Genomic DNA, 16,379 nt, shown 5'->3' with positions numbered 1-16,379 from the left:
CCTTTAGACGTTACGGTTTAACCAAACCATATATTCAGACACACCCTGTGCCACGGTTTTAAACGGTTTGTCATAACCCGCTGCGCGTAATTTGGACAGGTCGGCCTGTGTGTAAGCCTGGTAGCGGCCTTTCAATTTGTCAGGGAATGGAATGTATTCAATCTGGCCTTTCTGGTGAAAGTTAAGCACGGCATCGGCCACTTCCTGGAAGGATTCGGCACGGCCTGTTCCGCAGTTATAAATGCCGGAAATCCCATTCTCCCAGCACCACAAATTCACGGACACCACATCATCAACATGGATGAAATCACGTTTAAAGCTGTCGCTGCCTTCAAACAGTTTTGGATTTTCATCATTACTGATCTGCGTGTTCAGATGAAATGCCACGCTTGCCATGCTGCCTTTGTGACCTTCACGCGGGCCGTAAACGTTGAAGTAGCGAAAACCGCATACCGGCGAGGTGGCTTCAGGCAGGATCTGACGAACATAGTGGTCGAACAGCATTTTGGAGTAGCCGTAAACGTTTAGCGGCTGCTCATACTGACGCTCTTCAATAAAATTCTCGTTACGTCCGCCGTAGGTGGCGGCCGACGACGCGTAAAGGAACGGAATTTCACGCTCCAGACAGAAGTGCAGCAGATCTTTAGAGTACTGATAGTTGTTGTCCATCATGTACTTGCCATCCCACTCAGTGGTGGCTGAGCAGGCACCTTCATGGAAAACCGCTTCAATCGGACCGAGGTCTTCACCGGACATGATGTAGGTCAAAAATTCTTCTTTATCCATGTAATCAGCGATGTCCAGATCGGCAAGATTCACGAACTTGGTGCCATCTTTCAGGTTATCCACGACCAGAATGTCGTTGTGACCGCGATCGTTCAGCGTTTTAACGATATTGCTGCCGATCATTCCTGCGCCACCGGTGACGATAATCATACTGTTACCTTTGAAGTTTTGGGGTGAAACGGGACGTTTCACACGTAATGCTTACATCATAACATTTCATCCCGTCACAGACAGCCAGATGACTCTGTAAGGCGTTACTCATACCTTTTAACGACGTGAACTATGCTGCAAAATTAACATTCTGTTGGTCGATTAAGCGTAGAAAGGCGATATGTTCAGTAATATTTGCCTCATTCCTACCTTATCAGGAGCAGAATAATGCCAGTGCATTTTTACCAACATATCCGACAGCAACTCGACGCCGCCCAGCGTGAAGGTTTATTTAAAAAAGAACGCATCATTACCTCCGCGCAACAGGCGGAGATTGAGGTCGGACATAACCATCCTGTCATTAACTTTTGCGCCAATAACTATCTTGGCCTGGCTAACCATCCAGCCTTAATTCAGGCCGCTAAAGAGGGCATGGATTCACACGGCTTTGGCATGGCGTCGGTGCGCTTTATCTGCGGTACGCAGGATATGCACAAACAACTGGAAAAAAAACTGGCTGACTTTCTTGGCATGGAGGACGCCATTCTTTATTCCTCCTGTTTTGATGCCAACGGTGGGCTGTTTGAAACCTTACTGGGCGCGGAAGATGCCATCATCTCAGATGCGCTTAATCATGCGTCGATTATCGATGGTGTCCGCCTGTGCAAAGCACAGCGCTATCGTTATGCCAACAATGACATGACCCAACTGCGCGCCCGCCTTCAGGAAGCCAGGGATAACGGTGCGCAGACAGTGATGATTGCGACGGATGGTGTATTCTCAATGGACGGCGTGATCGCCAATCTGAAAGCCATTTGCGATCTGGCAGACGAATATTCAGCGCTGGTCATGGTGGATGATTCCCATGCGGTGGGTTTTGTGGGTAACGCCGGTCGTGGAACCCATGAGTATTGCGAGGTCATGGGCAGGGTAGACATTATCACCGGCACTCTGGGCAAGGCGCTGGGCGGTGCATCGGGCGGATACACCGCGGCAAAGGCAGAGGTGGTGGAATGGCTACGCCAGCGCTCACGACCTTACCTGTTCTCTAACTCCCTGGCACCGGCGATTGTGGCGGCCTCTATTCGCGTACTGGATTTATTAAGCGAAGGCGACGGTCTGCGTCAGCGCCTGTGGGACAACGCACGCTTCTTCCGTGAAAAAATGACATCGGCAGGTTTTACGCTGGCTGGTGCCGATCACGCCATCATTCCCGTCATGCTGGGAGAAGCCAGCGTCGCGCAGGAATTTGCTCAGCTGTTACAACATGAAGGTATCTATGTTACCGGGTTTTTCTATCCGGTTGTGCCAAAAGGTCAGGCGCGAATCCGAACCCAAATTTCAGCAGCACACAGCCAGCAGCAACTGGAAACGGCGGTGGCGGCTTTCACGCGTATTGGTAAACAACTTGGCGTCATCGCCTGAGGATTGACCATGAAAGCACTGGCTAAGTTGAAAAAAGAGCAGGGCATCTGGATGGTGACTGATGCGCCGGTTCCCGAGCCGGGTCATAACGATTTATTGATAAAAATTCGCAAAACCGCCATCTGCGGGACTGACGTACATATCTATAACTGGGACGACTGGTCACGTAAAACGATTCCGGTGCCTATGATTGTCGGCCATGAATATGTGGGCGAGGTCGTCGCTATTGGTCAGGAGGTCAAGGGATTTAACATTGGCGATCGGGTTTCTGGCGAAGGTCACATAACGTGCGGGCACTGTCGCAACTGCCGTGCCGGTCGTACCCATCTGTGTCGCAATACTCAAGGCGTGGGCGTTAACCGGCAAGGGTGTTTTGCTGAATATCTGGTTATTCCCGCCTTTAATGCGTTCAAAATCCCTGACAATATCTCCGACGAACTGGCGGCGATTTTTGATCCTTTCGGCAACGCGGTACATACCGCTTTATCTTTCGACCTGGTCGGAGAAGACGTGCTTATTTCCGGTGCCGGCCCTATCGGTATTATGGCCGCGGCCGTGTGCCGGCATGTCGGTGCGCGTAATGTCGTGATTACGGACATCAATGATTATCGCCTTGAGCTGGCCCGTAAAATGGGTGTAACCCGTGCAGTCAATGTCGCAAAACAAGATCTGCGTGAGGTCATGCAGTCACTGGATATGAAAGAAGGCTTCGACGTGGGATTAGAAATGTCAGGCGCACCACCTGCTTTTCGAACCCTGCTTGAGGTGATGAATCACGGCGGTCGGCTCGCCTTGCTGGGCATTCCTCCCGGAGAAATGGCCATTGACTGGAACCAGGTGATATTCAAAGGGCTGTTTATCAAAGGGATATACGGACGAGAGATGTTTGAAACCTGGTATAAAATGGCTGCACTGATTCAGTCAGGGTTAGATCTTACACCAATCATTACCCATCGTTATGCTATCGATGATTTCCAGCAGGGGTTCGACGAAATGCGCTCGGGGCAGTCGGGAAAGGTGATTTTGAACTGGGCATAATTGAGCCCGCGAGTGCTCATCAAACACAGGGTGAGATGACGTAAGTTTGCGTAGTGTAAATATGCTGCACCCGGTTTAATGCCGGGTGCAGCATATTTCAGAAGAGTTCATCGAGCCGGTGATAAAGCGGACTTTCTGTGATGCTTTCTCCAATCACGCCCAGCGCGCGCGTAGCCGGTACGGGCGCCAGCGGCTGCTTCACTTTACATTCACCCGGCGGCTGGAAACCCTGCGATGGCTTGCTGCGTGGCGGAGTGTTAGTCGGCGAGGTGTTGCCGTTGCGCATCGGCTCATTCAGTAACTGACCCGGTGTCACCAGGGTGATATCCGCCGGCAAGGAGGGCAACATTTGTTGCAGCACACGCACGGTATTAGGATGCGGATGACCGATCGCAATAGCGTAGCCATCCCGCTGGGCTAGCCTGACTGCCCGGCTAAATTGCTGACGAATAGAATTGATGTCCTGACTGTCATCCAGGAATACGCGGCGCTTGAGTACTCTGACGTGCGTTCCCTGCGCGGCCTGCAGTGACTGGCTGTTACCAATCGTCATGCTGTCGAGGAAATACAGGTTGTACTGATTAAGCACCTGCATGACTTTTTGCATACCGGGCAGGCTGGAAGTCATTTTGCTGCCCATATGGTTATTCAGCCCCACCGCATAGGGGACATTATTCACCGCACTCCGAATGATGCGCTCAATTTCCGCGCTGCTCATTTCGGGCGTTAAGGTGTTTTTTTCCAGCGGTTGCTTACTTAACGGTGCCATAGGCAGGTGAATCAGCACTTCACGCCCGCCGTTATGCGCTTTGGTCGCCATCTGGCGGGCATAAGGCGCATCGGGAAGCACGGCAATAGAAATCGCCCGCGGCATTTGCAGTACTTTATTCTCTTCCGTTGGCCGGTAGCCGAAATCATCAATAACGATGGCGAGCTTAGCAGCTTGGGCCGCGCAACTGAGCAGCAAGCCGCACAACAACGCGGTGATCTTATGACGATGATGTAGCACTTATTTCCCTAACCACGGAATGGGGTTGACCGCCTTGCCCTGACGTCGGATTTCAAAGTAGAGCGAAGGCGTTCCGCGACCACCGCTGGTGCCGACCAGCGCAACAGGCTGGCCTGCTTTCACTTGGGCACCCACGCTGACCAGCGCACTTTGGTTATAACCATACAGGCTCATATCCCCTTTACCATGCTCGATGACCACGACCAGGCCATAACCTTGCAACCAGTCGGCCATCAACACACGACCATCGGCAATGGCTTTGACTTCTGTGCCCTCTGGGGCGGCAATGACCAGGCCTTTCCAGCGTAATTCACCCTGCAGCTCCTCGCCAAAGCGATGCTCGACGCGGCCCCGTACTGGCCAGATATCCTGACCGTTGGGGCGGCCCAGTCCACCTGTTCGCGCCATCAGTTCGCGCTCGCTTTGTGTTGGCTGATAGCTGGAGCCTTTGGCTTTAGCCTGCACCTGACGCTGACGCACTTTTTCTGCCTCGCGTGCTTCACGGGCAGCGCGCTCACGGGCTTCACGTTCGGCACGGGCAATTTTATCTTGCAGACGGCTTTCGTTCTGACGCATCTCAACCAGGTCAGCCTGATCTTTCTGCAGCGCACTTTCCAGAGAGGTCAGGGTTTTTTTACGGGCTGCGCTGGCTTGCTGGAGTTTGTCTTGTTGTTCTTGCTGCTGTGTTAACAGCGATTTCTGTTGCTGCTGCTTTTGTTCCAGTGACGCGCGCTGTTGGGCTAATTCCTGACGGGTGGTTTGCAGGGCGGTGATATTTTCCTGGCGTGCGGTATTCAGATAACCAAAGTAAGCCAGAATACGTTCGCTGCGCTGGCTCTCTTCGCCCCCTAACAGGAGTTGCAGGCCTTTATGCTGACCCTGGCGGAAAGCCGCGTCCAACTGTTCTGCAAGCAGCTTTTCCTGTTGAGCCTGCTGTTTCTCAAGGCGGGAAACCGAGGCGGTGACCTGCGTGATTTCACCATTCAGGGCCGACAGGCTGTTACGGGTTTCCCGCAACTGTCGACTTGCCTGAGCAATGATTTTTTCCTGACTCTGCAACTGATTGAGCAACTGACTACGCTGAACTTTTTGCGCTTTTACGCTTTTTTCTTTTTCTGCAATTTCTTGCTGAATAGATTTCAGTTGCGCTTTATTGTCATCCGCAGCCACGCCGGGCGCAGGGAAAAGCAACAGGCCCGCATAAAGCAGGCTAAAAGACAGGGCGGACAAGCGGGTGAACAACGGCAGGATGCGACCGTTGTAACGAGTCCATGTTGGTAGAACGGTTATCTTTCCCTTCATAGGTCGATGATTATTCCACGATGAACAGTTGCTTACCAGCATTGCCGACCGGCTTTTGCTTTCCCAGAGTGATCCATTTTCATCAGGACAAGGCACCAGCGTCACGTCATTTTTGCCATTCCGCTCATTTTTTTGGAAAATGACGCACAAATCTTCACTCTGTCCGCTTAGCGTCTGTACATGCGAAGTGGCGCAGGTATACTCAGAAGCCTTGTTTTAGCTTATTAGCCCGGTCTGGAGTCGTTACCCCTCATGCAAGAAATTATGCAGTTTGCAAGCAATCACCCCGTCCTGAGTCTGGCATGGGTCGTATTACTTATATTGGTGATTGTGACCACCGTTAAAGGAATGTTCTCTAAAGTAAAAACGATCAGTCGAGGTGAAGCAACCCGACTTATTAACAAAGAGGACGCGGTGGTAGTAGACGTGCGTTCGCGTGACGATTACCGCAAGGGTCATATTTCGGGCGCGATTAATGTGGCTGCCGCAGATATCAAGAAAGGCAGCCTGGGTGAGTTGGAAAAGCACAAAGCACAGCCCATAATTGTGGTATGTGCAACCGGACAAAGCGCAGCCGAACCTGCTGCAAATCTGAGTGCGGCCGGATTCAACCAGGTGTCCGTTCTGAAAGACGGTATCAGCGGTTGGAGCGGCGAAAATCTGCCGCTGGTTCGCGGTAAATAATCATCCTGAGGTCCCTATGGCAAACGTTGAGATTTACATTAAAGCAACCTGTCCTTATTGCCACCGGGCAAAAGCGCTACTGAGTCAAAAAGGCGTGGCGTTCCAGGAGATTCCCATCGATGGGGACATGGCAAAACGCGAAGAGATGATTAAGCGCAGTGGCCGGACTACCGTCCCGCAGATTTTTATCGACGGTCAGCATATTGGTGGCTGCGACGATCTGATGGCGCTGAACGATCGTGAAGGTTTAGATCCGTTACTTCAGGCGTAGTTTTACGCCAGACATTTTAACTTACAGGACTTAGTCACATGTCAGAACATAACACTAACGAAATGCAATTCCAGATTCAGCGCGTTTACACGAAAGATATTTCTTTTGAAGCGCCGAACGCGCCACAAGTGTTTCAGAAAGAGTGGGAACCAGACGTTAAGCTGGATCTGGATACTGCTTCTTCGCAGCTGGCTGATGAAGTGTATGAAGTGGTGCTGCGTGTGACCGTAACCGCGACCGTTGGCGAAGAGACCGCTTTCCTGTGTGAAGTTCAGCAGGCCGGTATTTTCACCATCGGCGGCATTGACGGTACTCAGATGGCGCATTGCCTGGGCGCTTACTGTCCGAATATCCTGTTCCCGTATGCCCGTGAATGTATCACCAGCCTTGTTTCCCGTGGAACGTTCCCGCAACTCAACCTTGCGCCAGTGAACTTTGATGCGCTGTTCATGAACTATCTGCAGCAGCAGCAAGGCGAAGAAGGTGCTGCGCAACATCAGGATGCCTGATGAGCACTCACGCTTCGATTAGCGTCATCGGTGCCGGTTCATACGGCACCGCTTTGGCGATTACACTGGCCCGCAATGGCCATCCGGTGTTGTTGTGGGGCCACAATCCCGCTCATATGGCACAACTGCAGTCCGACCGCTGCAATCTTGCTTTCCTGCCTGATGTTCCTTTTCCCGATAATCTGACTGTTGAACCCGATCTGGCGAGTGTCATCGCTGCCAGCCGCGATCTGCTGGTTGTCGTGCCCAGCCACGTTTTTGGCGATGTGCTGATGCAGATCAAACCCGGTTTGCGCGATGACTCACGCATTGTCTGGGCGACGAAAGGGCTGGAAAAAGAAACCGGTCGTCTGCTGCAGGATGTTGCACGGGAAATCCTGGGTGAGGCGATTCCACTGGCGGTGATCTCCGGCCCAACGTTTGCGAAAGAGTTGGCTGCGGGTTTACCGACGGCGATTGCTCTGGCGGCCACCGATTCACAATTTGCGGATGATTTGCAGGCGCGACTGCACTGCGGCAAAAGCTTTCGCGTATACAGTAATCCCGATTTTATTGGGGTTCAGCTGGGCGGCGCAGTGAAAAACGTGATTGCGATTGGTGCCGGGATGTCAGATGGCATCGGTTTTGGCGCAAACGCCCGAACAGCCTTAATCACCCGCGGACTGGCTGAGATGAGTCGTCTTGGCGCGGCGCTGGGTGCCGATCCGACGACGTTTATGGGCATGGCCGGTCTGGGTGACCTGGTGCTAACCTGTACCGATAATCAGTCGCGCAACCGCCGTTTTGGCATGATGCTCGGACAGGGCGAAGATGTTGATGGTGCGCAGCGCATTATCGGACAAGTTGTAGAAGGTTACAGAAACACCAAAGAAGTCAAAGCACTGGCCGCACGCGTCGGGGTCGAAATGCCGATTACCGAACAGATTTATCAGGTGCTCTATTGCGGAAAACCGGCACGAGATGCAGCATTAAGCCTGCTGGGGCGTTCAAGGAAGGACGAAAACAGTACAAACTAAAGCAGGGAGCCAGGCATCATCACCTGTAGCGCCGGTTAAGGCGCTTTTTTTATCGGGAGAAAACAGCATGTCGTCTGATGAGTTAGAACTGGTCTGGAATAATATCAAGGCAGAAGCACGAGCGCTGGCAGACTGCGAGCCGATGCTGGCCAGCTTTTACCACGCGACATTGCTCAAGCACGAGAATCTTGGCAGTGCCCTGAGCTATATGCTGGCGAATAAACTGGCTAATCCAATTATGCCTGCTATCGCTATTCGTGAAGTGGTCGAAGAAGCATACCGTGAAGATCCCTCAATGATTGCCTCTGCGGCCTGTGATATTCAGGCGGTACGTCTGCGCGATCCCGCGGTTGATAAATATTCCACGCCACTGCTTTATCTGAAAGGATTTCATGCTCTTCAGGCACATCGCATTGGACACTGGCTGTGGAATGAAGGTCGACGCGCCTTAGCGGTATATCTGCAGAACGAAGTGTCTGTCTCGTTTGCCGTGGATATTCATCCGGCTGCAAAAATCGGTCACGGGATCATGCTGGATCATGCGACCGGCATTGTGATCGGTGAGACAGCCGTTGTGGAAAACGATGTCTCAATTTTGCAGTCAGTCACGCTTGGCGGCACCGGTAAAACCAGCGGAGACCGCCATCCGAAAATTCGTGAAGGCGTGATGATTGGTGCTGGTGCAAAAATCCTGGGCAATATCGAGGTAGGGCGCGGTGCCAAAATTGGGGCCGGTTCTGTCGTATTGCAATCTATTCCACCGCACACGACTGCTGCCGGTGTCCCTGCCCGCATCGTCGGTAAGCCCGGCAGTGAAAAGCCGTCAATGGATATGGATCAACACTTTAACGGCAATGGTGCCGGCTTCCAGTTTGGTGATGGTATTTAGGATTTGATCAGTGCGCCAGCATAGTCGAGTTGGCGCCACGCTTCGTACACCACAACCGATACCGCATTAGACAGGTTCATGCTGCGGCTTTCCGCCATCATGGGAATGCGTATTTTTTGCTCTGCAGGCAATGCCTGCAACACCTCTGCAGGTAACCCACGGCTTTCCGGGCCAAACAGCAAATAATCACCTCGCTGATAGCTGACCGCACTGTGTGCCGGTGTGCCTTTCGTGGTTAGCGCAAACAGGCGCCCAGGCTGCTCTGTTGCGAGAAAAGCCGGATAATCAGCATGAAATTTGATGGCGGTAAATTCGTGGTAATCCAGCCCCGCACGGCGAAGACGTTTATCGTCCCAGGCAAAGCCAAGCGGCTCAATCAGGTGGAGCTGGAAACCGGTATTCGCACACAGGCGAATAATATTGCCTGTGTTAGGTGGGATTTCTGGTTCAAATAATACGATGTTAAGCATAAGGCCCCCGATAACGAGGGCCGAAGCATAGCAAATTATTGCCTTGCAGAGGAGTAGAGTGGGAGCCAGATAGTAAGACGCAAGCCACCGAGTGGGCTGTCATCCGCTTTGACCCATCCACGATGTTGCTGTATGGCCGTTTCCACAATCGCCAGCCCCAGACCTGTGCCGCCGGATTCCCTGTCCCGGGCTTCATCCGTTCGGTAGAAAGGGCGGAATATCTGCTCGCGATCTTCCGGGCTCACGCCAGGACCATCGTCATCAACGTGCACCGTAATGCCCGAAATATCGACTGAAAAACTGACGCTGATATGCGTATGTGAGTAGCGTAAAGCATTACGCACAATGTTCTCCAGGGCGCTTTCGAGCGCATGCGGATTACCGTAAAGCGGCCAAGGGCCAGGAGGATAAGGAATCTCCAGGGTTTTGCCCATTTGCTCCGCTTCAAACCTGGCATCTTCCAGCACGTCGTTCCAGAGTTGATTCGCCTTCATGGCTTCGCTCACCAGCGCATTCTTGTGCTGCGTTCTCGACAGCACAAGCAGGTCATTAATCATGCCATCCAGTCGCTGAGCTTCCATCTCAATGCGCTCCAGCTCTTTGCCTTCGCCATGACGGCGACGCAGCAGAGCCGTAGCCAGCTGTAATCGCGTCAGTGGCGTACGCAATTCGTGGCTGATATCGGACAGTAAGCGTTGCTGACCGTTCATCATACGTTCCAGCGCACTGACCATCTGGTTGAAGCTGGAGCCCGCGGCCAGAAACTCCTGCGGGCCAGATTCCAGTTCTGGATGCTGGCGCAGGTTGCCGCTGGCGACTTCATCCGCCGCGTATTTGAGTTTTCGCGCTGGCCGCGCCAGGCTCCATGCCAGCCAGAGCAAAAGCGGTGAGCTAATCAGCATGGTAACGATAAGCAACAGCAGAGGCCGGTCAAACAGCAGGTTAATAAAGTCCAGTTGAGAGCTGCTGGCGGGACGGATCAGATAGAGCTGATAATTATCTTCCCCATCGCGTACAGCGAAAGGCCCGACCATCTCGACCCGACCATACTTTTTCTTCTGCGGATGGTCGGCATTATCTGATTGACCGATAAAGTTACGGATAACCTGCATTTCATTATGCTGCGCGCCAATGACCCGGCCTTCGCTGGTGACTAACAGCAAGCGCTGACCGGGCGGTGCCCATTTCTCAATAGCCCGAAATAAGCGCCGCCACCACATCAAATCATTCGGGGGATCGCGCGATAGCTCTGCTTCAACGTGCTGCTCTATCATCGTCCCCTGACGCTGCTCGCTTTCCAGTAGCGCCGTCATCTGACGTGAGTCGAGCTTTGGAACCATGAGCACCAGCATCAATACCAGCGCCAGCGTCAGCCAGAAGATAGCAAAGATGCGGGTAGTCAAACTTCCTATCATGATGCAGAAACCATCAGATAGCCGCGGCCACGTAAGGTTTTAAACCACGGATGGCCGTCACGGCGTTCGGGAAGCTTACGACGCAGGTTGGAGATGTGCATATCAATGGCGCGGTCAAAAGGCGTAAGGCGCTTACCCAGAACTTCCTGGCTAAGGTGCTCGCGAGAGACAACCTGACCCAAATGCTGTGCCAAAAGATAAAGCAGGGTGAATTCCGTGCCGGTGAGATCCAGCGTTTCACTGTCGAAACTGGCTTCCTGACGACCCGGATTCAGGCGCAGACAGTCAACTTCGAGCGTCGGTGAACTGTTGTCATGTTGCTGCTGTTGTTCACTCCAGTTCGAGCGGCGCAGGATAGCGCGGATACGCGCGACCAGCTCACGATCGTTGAAGGGTTTTGGCAGATAGTCATCAGCACCCAGTTCAAGGCCCAGCACGCGGTCCAGCTCGCTTCCACGTGCGGTGAGCATAATGACGGGCGTCTGGTATTGCTGGCGTAATTCTTTCAGGGTGTCGATACCGTTTTTCTTCGGCATCATGACGTCCAGTAAAAGCAAATCAATTGAGTTATCGAGCAGGTTCAACGCTTGCTCACCATCACTGGCGACCACGACTTCAAACCCTTCCATTTCTAACAGCTCTTTCAAAAGCGAAGTTAATTCGCGGTCATCATCTACCAACAGGATTTTATTCATTTTTGTAGCCCTCCGCAGGCAAAATAGCGTGTTCCTATGATACCAATCCATCGCTTTACGTACTTTTACACCCCCTGACGGATGTTTGCAGCTGTCGCCGTACACTGACTATCGTTGAATCGCAAAACAGAACGAACTGGAGTAAACGATGCGCAAATTAACCGCCGTCGTTATTGCCTCAGCGATGGTTCTCTGTAACGCCAGCGCAAGAGCAGCAGAGTCGATGGCGCTTGATGAGGTGCATCACGGCGGATTTACGACAGGCAGTATGACGCAAAATTCGCAAAGTCACATGTTCGACGGCATTGAGTTGACGGAACATCAAAGACAGCAGATGCGTGACCTTATGCAGCAAGCCCGACATGAGCGTCCTGCAACGAACATTGATGATATCGCAGCCATGCACGATCTGGTGACTGCAGATAAATTTAACGAAGCGGCCATCCGCAATAAAGCCGAAGCCATTGCCAGAGTTCAGGTCGAACAGCAGGTTGAGATGGCGCGGGTCCGCAATCAGATGTATCACCTGTTAACGCCTGAGCAGCAAGCCGCGTTACAGAAGAATTACGAGCAGCGTTTAAACACATTACGCAAGCTCTCGAATCTGCAGCCAGCATCATCGCTGCAACCCGTGAGTCGTACCAGTAGTAACCAGTAGTAACCAGTAGTAAATAGTATCCCTGTTTTCCTTGCCATAGACACATCCCTGTCTTCCCCCTCATGATGAGGGGGTTTTTTTTATCTGTTATTTATCATTTACGATAAACTTACAATTCCTGCCCCGAACCGGGTAAATATGAAATGCCTTTGGTTTTCTTCCTGTTTTTTATTCATTCCGCTTTTTGCTGCTTTCCCTCATTGCGCATATTTCATTTCTCTTTATGGTTTTCAACTTGCTGATATTTATGTGTTATTTTCGAATTCGATTTAATTTCACTTATATTTCAATTAGCTGGAAATATCCCGTTCCGCTTGCACGTTAATTGCCCCCACCTACACTTAAATTGTCTCAGCATGGACGCCGATGTACTTACGAAATTAACGGAGAGCAGCAACCACATCATGTAGTCCGAATTAATCTATTAACGGAGTAAATTATGGCAGAGCATCGTGGTGGTTCAGGTAATTTCGCAGACAACCCGCAAAAAGCGTCTGAAGCCGGTAAGAAAGGCGGTAAGAGCAGCGGCAATGGCGGCGGCGGTAATTTCAAAAATAACCCCGAAAAAGCCTCCGAAGCGGGCAAGAAAGGCGGCAAAAAGTAACAGCTGCTAAGCACTGAACCAAATCTGCACGTTGATTTGGCGCCTGTCCAGACAGGCAATTCGCCCCGTCTTACATCAGGATGGGGCGAAGTACCAGGCTAATTCCCTTCCGAAATACACCTTCCTCATGACTCTCCATGGCAGTTGAACAGTCAGGCGCGACGCTGCCTATGGTGTTAAACTTATCCCTTCTCTCATTCTGCTTTACGTTCTCAGTAATGATGTCCATGGAGTGATGGCATGCAGGCTTCGTACGGAAAGTTAATACAATCTGCGGCAGTTGCGGCGACGCTGCTTGCTTCCATCCTGTTGATCGTGAAGATTTTTGCCTGGTGGTACACCGGATCGGTGAGTTTGCTGGCAGCGCTGGTGGATTCATTGGTTGATATCGCCGCTTCTCTTACTAACCTGCTGGTGGTGCGTTATTCCTTACAGCCTGCCGATGCGGACCATACGTTTGGTCATGGTAAAGCCGAATCACTGGCGGCACTGGCACAAAGCATGTTTATTTCGGGTTCAGCACTCTTCCTCTTTCTCACCGGTATTCAGCATCTCGCGTCCCCCAATGAACTGCGCTCGCCCGGCATCGGGATCATTGTGACCCTGGTGGCTCTGGTTTCGACGTTATTTCTGGTCACCTTTCAACGCTGGGTCGTGCGAAAAACCCGCAGCCAGGCCATTCGGGCAGATATGCTGCACTATCAGTCCGATGTGTTTATGAACGGCGCTATTCTGGTGGCGCTGATATTAAGCAGCTACGGTTTCACGCGTGCCGATGCGCTGTTTGCGCTCGGCATTGGTGTCTATATTCTTTTTAGTGCATTGCGTATGGGTTATGAGGCGGTACAGTCGTTACTCGACAGAGCCTTACCCGACGAAGAGCGGCAACAAATCATTTCGATTTCATCCAACTGGCCGGGCGTGCAGGGGATACACGATGTGCGAACGCGTCAGTCTGGCCCGACAAAGTTCATCCAGCTTCACGTTGAGCTCGAAGATCAACTACCGCTCGTCCAGGCACATCGTATCGCCGATCAGGTAGAGAAAGCGCTGCGAAAAGCTTTTCCCGGTTCGGACGTCATTATTCATCAGGATCCCTGTTCTGTGGTACCGTTTGAAAAGCAGGATTCTTTTAACTTTTAACTTACATGAATTAAGTTAACAAAATGGAAACGGCATATCGTTAACATTACTGCAAAAAATTAGTGAAAAGTTGTCTGACCTGAATCAATTCAGCCGCAGGCCTTTGATATACTATCTGCCATCATATGTCGCGCTCATCACAATCGTGTTTATCAGCGTTGAACAGGCCGGATTAACCCTTAGCTTTGAACAATCCAGAGGTTGTCATGATCAAAAAAATTGGTGTACTGACCAGCGGCGGTGACGCCCCAGGCATGAACGCAGCCATTCGCGGCGTAGTTCGGTCCGCATTAAGTGAAGGGCTGGAAGTTTTTGGTATCTATGACGGCTATCAGGGTTTGTACGAAGATCGCATGATCAATCTCGACCGTTACAGCGTGTCCGATATGATTAATCGCGGCGGCACTTTTCTGGGTTCAGCGCGCTTTCCTGAGTTTCGTAATGATGATGTTCGCCAGGTGGCCATTGAAAACCTGAAAAAACGCGGTATTGATGCGCTCGTCGTTATTGGCGGAGATGGCTCCTATATGGGGGCGAAGCGACTAACCGAGATGGGGTTCCCCTGTATTGGCCTGCCAGGCACTATCGATAATGATGTTGCCGGTACTGATTACACCATTGGCTATTTTACGGCACTGGAGACGGTGGTTGAAGCCATTGACCGCCTGCGCGATACCTCTTCGTCACACCAGCGTATCTCCATCGTCGAAGTGATGGGCCGTTATTGTGGTGATTTGACCCTGGCTGCCGCCATTGCCGGCGGGTGCGAATTTATCGTGTTGCCAGAAATTCCATACACCCGCGAAGAGCTGGTGGCAGAAATTAAAGCCGGTATTGCGAAAGGCAAAAAGCATGCGATTGTTGCCATCACTGAGCACATTTGTGACATCGACGATCTGGCGCGCTTTATTGAGACTGAAACCAAACGCGAAACGCGCGCCACGGTTCTGGGCCACATTCAACGTGGCGGCGCGCCTTGTGCCTATGACCGCATTCTGGCGTCCCGTATGGGTGCCTATTCCATTGAACTGCTCATGCAGGGCTACGGTGGCCGTTGCGTGGGTATCCAGAACGACAAGATGGTTCATCACGATATCATCGATGCGATTGAGAACATGAAGCGTCCGTTCAAACGTGACTGGATGGATACGGCGAAACAGCTTTACTGATTTTCTCAGCCTTAACGGGCATGCTTAACGGTATGCCCTTGCTCCTTTCCTATATTCCCCAAAGTTATAACCGCTTATTTTTAATTCTTTTAGCTCTGAAAAAGTTTATGTCACGCTTGTCCCATAATGAACTGGGAGAGTGCGTAATGAATAAATGGGCCATTGGTATTAGCTTGTTACTGGCATCAGGCAGTGTTCTGGCGAAGGATATCCAGCTGTTAAACGTTTCTTACGATCCCACCCGTGAACTGTATGAGCAATACAACAAGGCCTTCACTGCGCACTACAAACAGGAAACGGGCGATGACGTGGTGGTCCGCCAGTCGCATGGTGGTTCAGGCAAACAGGCGACATCCGTCATAAACGGCATTCGTGCTGACGTTGTGACGCTGGCGCTGCAGTCTGATATCGATGCCATTGCTGAACGTGGTCGTATTGATAAGAACTGGATTAAGCGTCTGCCGGATAATTCGGCACCCTATACTTCCACGATTGTGTTCCTGGTTCGTAAAGGCAATCCCAAAGGGATTCATGACTGGAACGATCTGATTAAACCCGGTGTTTCCGTCATCACGCCTAATCCCAAAACTTCAGGTGGTGCTCGCTGGAATTACCTGGCAGCCTGGGGCTGGGCGCTGGATCACAACAACGGCGATCAGGCAAAAGCACTGAGCTATGTGAAAGCCCTGTTTAAAAATGTCGAAGTACAGGACTCCGGCGCGCGCGGCGCGACCAACACCTTTGTTGAGCGCGGCATCGGTGATGTTCTCATCGCCTGGGAAAATGAGGCGTACCTGGCCGTGAATAAGCTGGGCAAAGACAAATTTGAGATCGTGACCCCAAGCGAGTCTATTCTGGCAGAGCCAACGGTTTCCGTGGTGGATAAAGTGGTTGATGAAAAGGGAACTCGCCCCGTGGCTGAGGCCTATCTGAAGTACCTCTACTCGACCGAGGGACAGACGATTGCCGCCGAAAACTACTATCGTCCGCGCAATGCTGAGGTTGCGAAGAAGTTCGCCAGTACCTTTGCCCCTGTAAAACTGTTTACCGTGGACGACAAATTTGGGGGTTGGGCTAAAGCACAAAAAACCCACTTTGCGGACGGCGGCACCTATGACCAGGTCATGAAGCCGTAACGATTGACTG

18 protein-coding genes are annotated in these 16,379 nt (G+C 51.8%); 12 read left to right on the top strand and 6 right to left on the bottom strand.

Annotated features, from left to right (window positions below):
* Positions 1–3: 3 nt before the first annotated feature.
* On the bottom strand, positions 4–936 hold the full coding sequence (gene rfaD, locus FBY13_RS21855) for an ADP-glyceromanno-heptose 6-epimerase (protein WP_063877703.1): 933 nt from the start codon (positions 934–936) through the stop codon (positions 4–6).
* Positions 937–1,164: 228 nt separating this feature from the next.
* Here rfaD and FBY13_RS21850 point away from each other — a divergent pair, with 228 nt between their 5' ends.
* Together FBY13_RS21850 and tdh are read left to right on the top strand one after the other, a co-directional pair.
* Positions 1,165–2,361 carry a glycine C-acetyltransferase gene (locus FBY13_RS21850; RefSeq protein WP_063877702.1) on the top strand — a complete coding sequence of 399 codons (1,197 nt, stop codon included), beginning with the start codon at positions 1,165–1,167 and terminating at the stop codon, positions 2,359–2,361.
* A gap of 9 nt (positions 2,362–2,370) precedes the next feature.
* The gene (gene tdh, locus FBY13_RS21845; protein WP_063877701.1) at positions 2,371–3,399 is read left to right on the top strand and encodes an L-threonine 3-dehydrogenase; all 1,029 of its coding nucleotides are present in this window, start codon (positions 2,371–2,373) and stop codon (positions 3,397–3,399) included.
* A gap of 97 nt (positions 3,400–3,496) precedes the next feature.
* Here tdh and FBY13_RS21840 read toward each other — a convergent pair whose 3' ends face one another.
* Together FBY13_RS21840 and envC are read right to left on the bottom strand one after the other, a co-directional pair.
* The gene (locus FBY13_RS21840; protein WP_145395128.1) at positions 3,497–4,408 is read right to left on the bottom strand and encodes a divergent polysaccharide deacetylase family protein; all 912 of its coding nucleotides are present in this window, start codon (positions 4,406–4,408) and stop codon (positions 3,497–3,499) included.
* A complete protein-coding gene (gene envC, locus FBY13_RS21835; RefSeq protein WP_096011137.1) occupies positions 4,409–5,710 on the bottom strand; it encodes a murein hydrolase activator EnvC in 1,302 nt (433 codons plus the stop codon).
* 252 nt (positions 5,711–5,962) lie between these two features.
* Between envC and FBY13_RS21830 the strand changes: the two genes are divergently transcribed.
* The 5 genes from FBY13_RS21830 (at position 5,963) to cysE (ending at position 9,079) form a co-directional block, all read left to right on the top strand.
* A complete protein-coding gene (locus FBY13_RS21830; RefSeq protein WP_145395127.1) occupies positions 5,963–6,394 on the top strand; it encodes a rhodanese-like domain-containing protein in 432 nt (143 codons plus the stop codon).
* Positions 6,395–6,410: 16 nt separating this feature from the next.
* The gene (grxC, locus tag FBY13_RS21825; RefSeq protein ID WP_063877698.1) at positions 6,411–6,665 is read left to right on the top strand and encodes a glutaredoxin 3; all 255 of its coding nucleotides are present in this window, start codon (positions 6,411–6,413) and stop codon (positions 6,663–6,665) included.
* Between the two features lie 38 nt (positions 6,666–6,703).
* Complete coding sequence (secB, locus tag FBY13_RS21820) at positions 6,704–7,174, top strand: protein-export chaperone SecB (RefSeq protein ID WP_063877697.1); 471 nt, start codon at positions 6,704–6,706, stop codon at positions 7,172–7,174.
* Positions 7,174–8,190 carry an NAD(P)H-dependent glycerol-3-phosphate dehydrogenase gene (gene gpsA, locus FBY13_RS21815; protein ID WP_186440844.1) on the top strand — a complete coding sequence of 339 codons (1,017 nt, stop codon included), beginning with the start codon at positions 7,174–7,176 and terminating at the stop codon, positions 8,188–8,190. Before secB ends, gpsA begins: the two co-directional genes overlap by 1 nt.
* A 67-nt stretch (positions 8,191–8,257) precedes the next feature.
* Positions 8,258–9,079 carry a serine O-acetyltransferase gene (gene cysE, locus FBY13_RS21810; protein ID WP_063877695.1) on the top strand — a complete coding sequence of 274 codons (822 nt, stop codon included), beginning with the start codon at positions 8,258–8,260 and terminating at the stop codon, positions 9,077–9,079.
* Here the strand turns inward: cysE and trmL are convergent.
* Genes trmL through cpxR form a run of 3 tightly spaced genes read right to left on the bottom strand, consistent with a single transcriptional unit; the run spans position 9,076 to position 11,659 of the window.
* The gene (gene trmL / locus FBY13_RS21805) at positions 9,076–9,549 is read right to left on the bottom strand and encodes a tRNA (uridine(34)/cytosine(34)/5-carboxymethylaminomethyluridine(34)-2'-O)-methyltransferase TrmL (RefSeq protein ID WP_063877694.1); all 474 of its coding nucleotides are present in this window, start codon (positions 9,547–9,549) and stop codon (positions 9,076–9,078) included. The two genes, cysE and trmL, sit on opposite strands and share 4 nt — an antisense overlap.
* A gap of 35 nt (positions 9,550–9,584) precedes the next feature.
* Entirely contained in the window at positions 9,585–10,964 is a 1,380-nt protein-coding gene (gene cpxA, locus FBY13_RS21800) for an envelope stress sensor histidine kinase CpxA (RefSeq protein WP_063877693.1), read from the bottom strand.
* Complete coding sequence (cpxR, locus tag FBY13_RS21795) at positions 10,961–11,659, bottom strand: envelope stress response regulator transcription factor CpxR (RefSeq protein WP_063877692.1); 699 nt, start codon at positions 11,657–11,659, stop codon at positions 10,961–10,963. The genes cpxA and cpxR overlap by 4 nt, the downstream gene beginning before the upstream one ends.
* Before the next feature lie 148 nt (positions 11,660–11,807).
* On the opposite strand from cpxR, the gene cpxP reads away from it, so the two are divergent.
* From cpxP to FBY13_RS21770, 5 genes are all read left to right on the top strand, one after another.
* Positions 11,808–12,317, top strand: a complete 510-nt coding sequence (cpxP, locus tag FBY13_RS21790) for a cell-envelope stress modulator CpxP (RefSeq protein WP_145395125.1) — start codon at positions 11,808–11,810, stop codon at positions 12,315–12,317.
* A 439-nt stretch (positions 12,318–12,756) separates the two neighbouring features.
* Positions 12,757–12,921, top strand: a complete 165-nt coding sequence (locus FBY13_RS21785) for a KGG domain-containing protein (protein WP_028723167.1) — start codon at positions 12,757–12,759, stop codon at positions 12,919–12,921.
* A 240-nt stretch (positions 12,922–13,161) separates the two neighbouring features.
* Positions 13,162–14,064, top strand: coding sequence for a CDF family cation-efflux transporter FieF (fieF, locus tag FBY13_RS21780; RefSeq protein ID WP_063877690.1), 903 nt, complete (start codon positions 13,162–13,164; stop codon positions 14,062–14,064).
* A 206-nt stretch (positions 14,065–14,270) separates the two neighbouring features.
* Positions 14,271–15,233 (top strand): 6-phosphofructokinase, encoded by a 963-nt coding sequence (gene pfkA, locus FBY13_RS21775; protein ID WP_006121288.1) that lies wholly within the window; start codon positions 14,271–14,273, stop codon positions 15,231–15,233.
* Between the two features lie 146 nt (positions 15,234–15,379).
* Complete coding sequence (locus FBY13_RS21770) at positions 15,380–16,369, top strand: sulfate ABC transporter substrate-binding protein (protein ID WP_145395124.1); 990 nt, start codon at positions 15,380–15,382, stop codon at positions 16,367–16,369.
* Positions 16,370–16,379: the final 10 nt, after the last annotated feature.

The organism is Pantoea sp. SJZ147 (assembly GCF_007828605.1).
In the GTDB taxonomy this organism is placed as follows: Bacteria; Pseudomonadota; Gammaproteobacteria; order Enterobacterales; family Enterobacteriaceae; genus Pantoea; species Pantoea allii.
The sequence above is the reverse complement of the archived record's forward strand: the minus strand, read 5'-3'. Positions and strand labels throughout refer to the sequence as shown.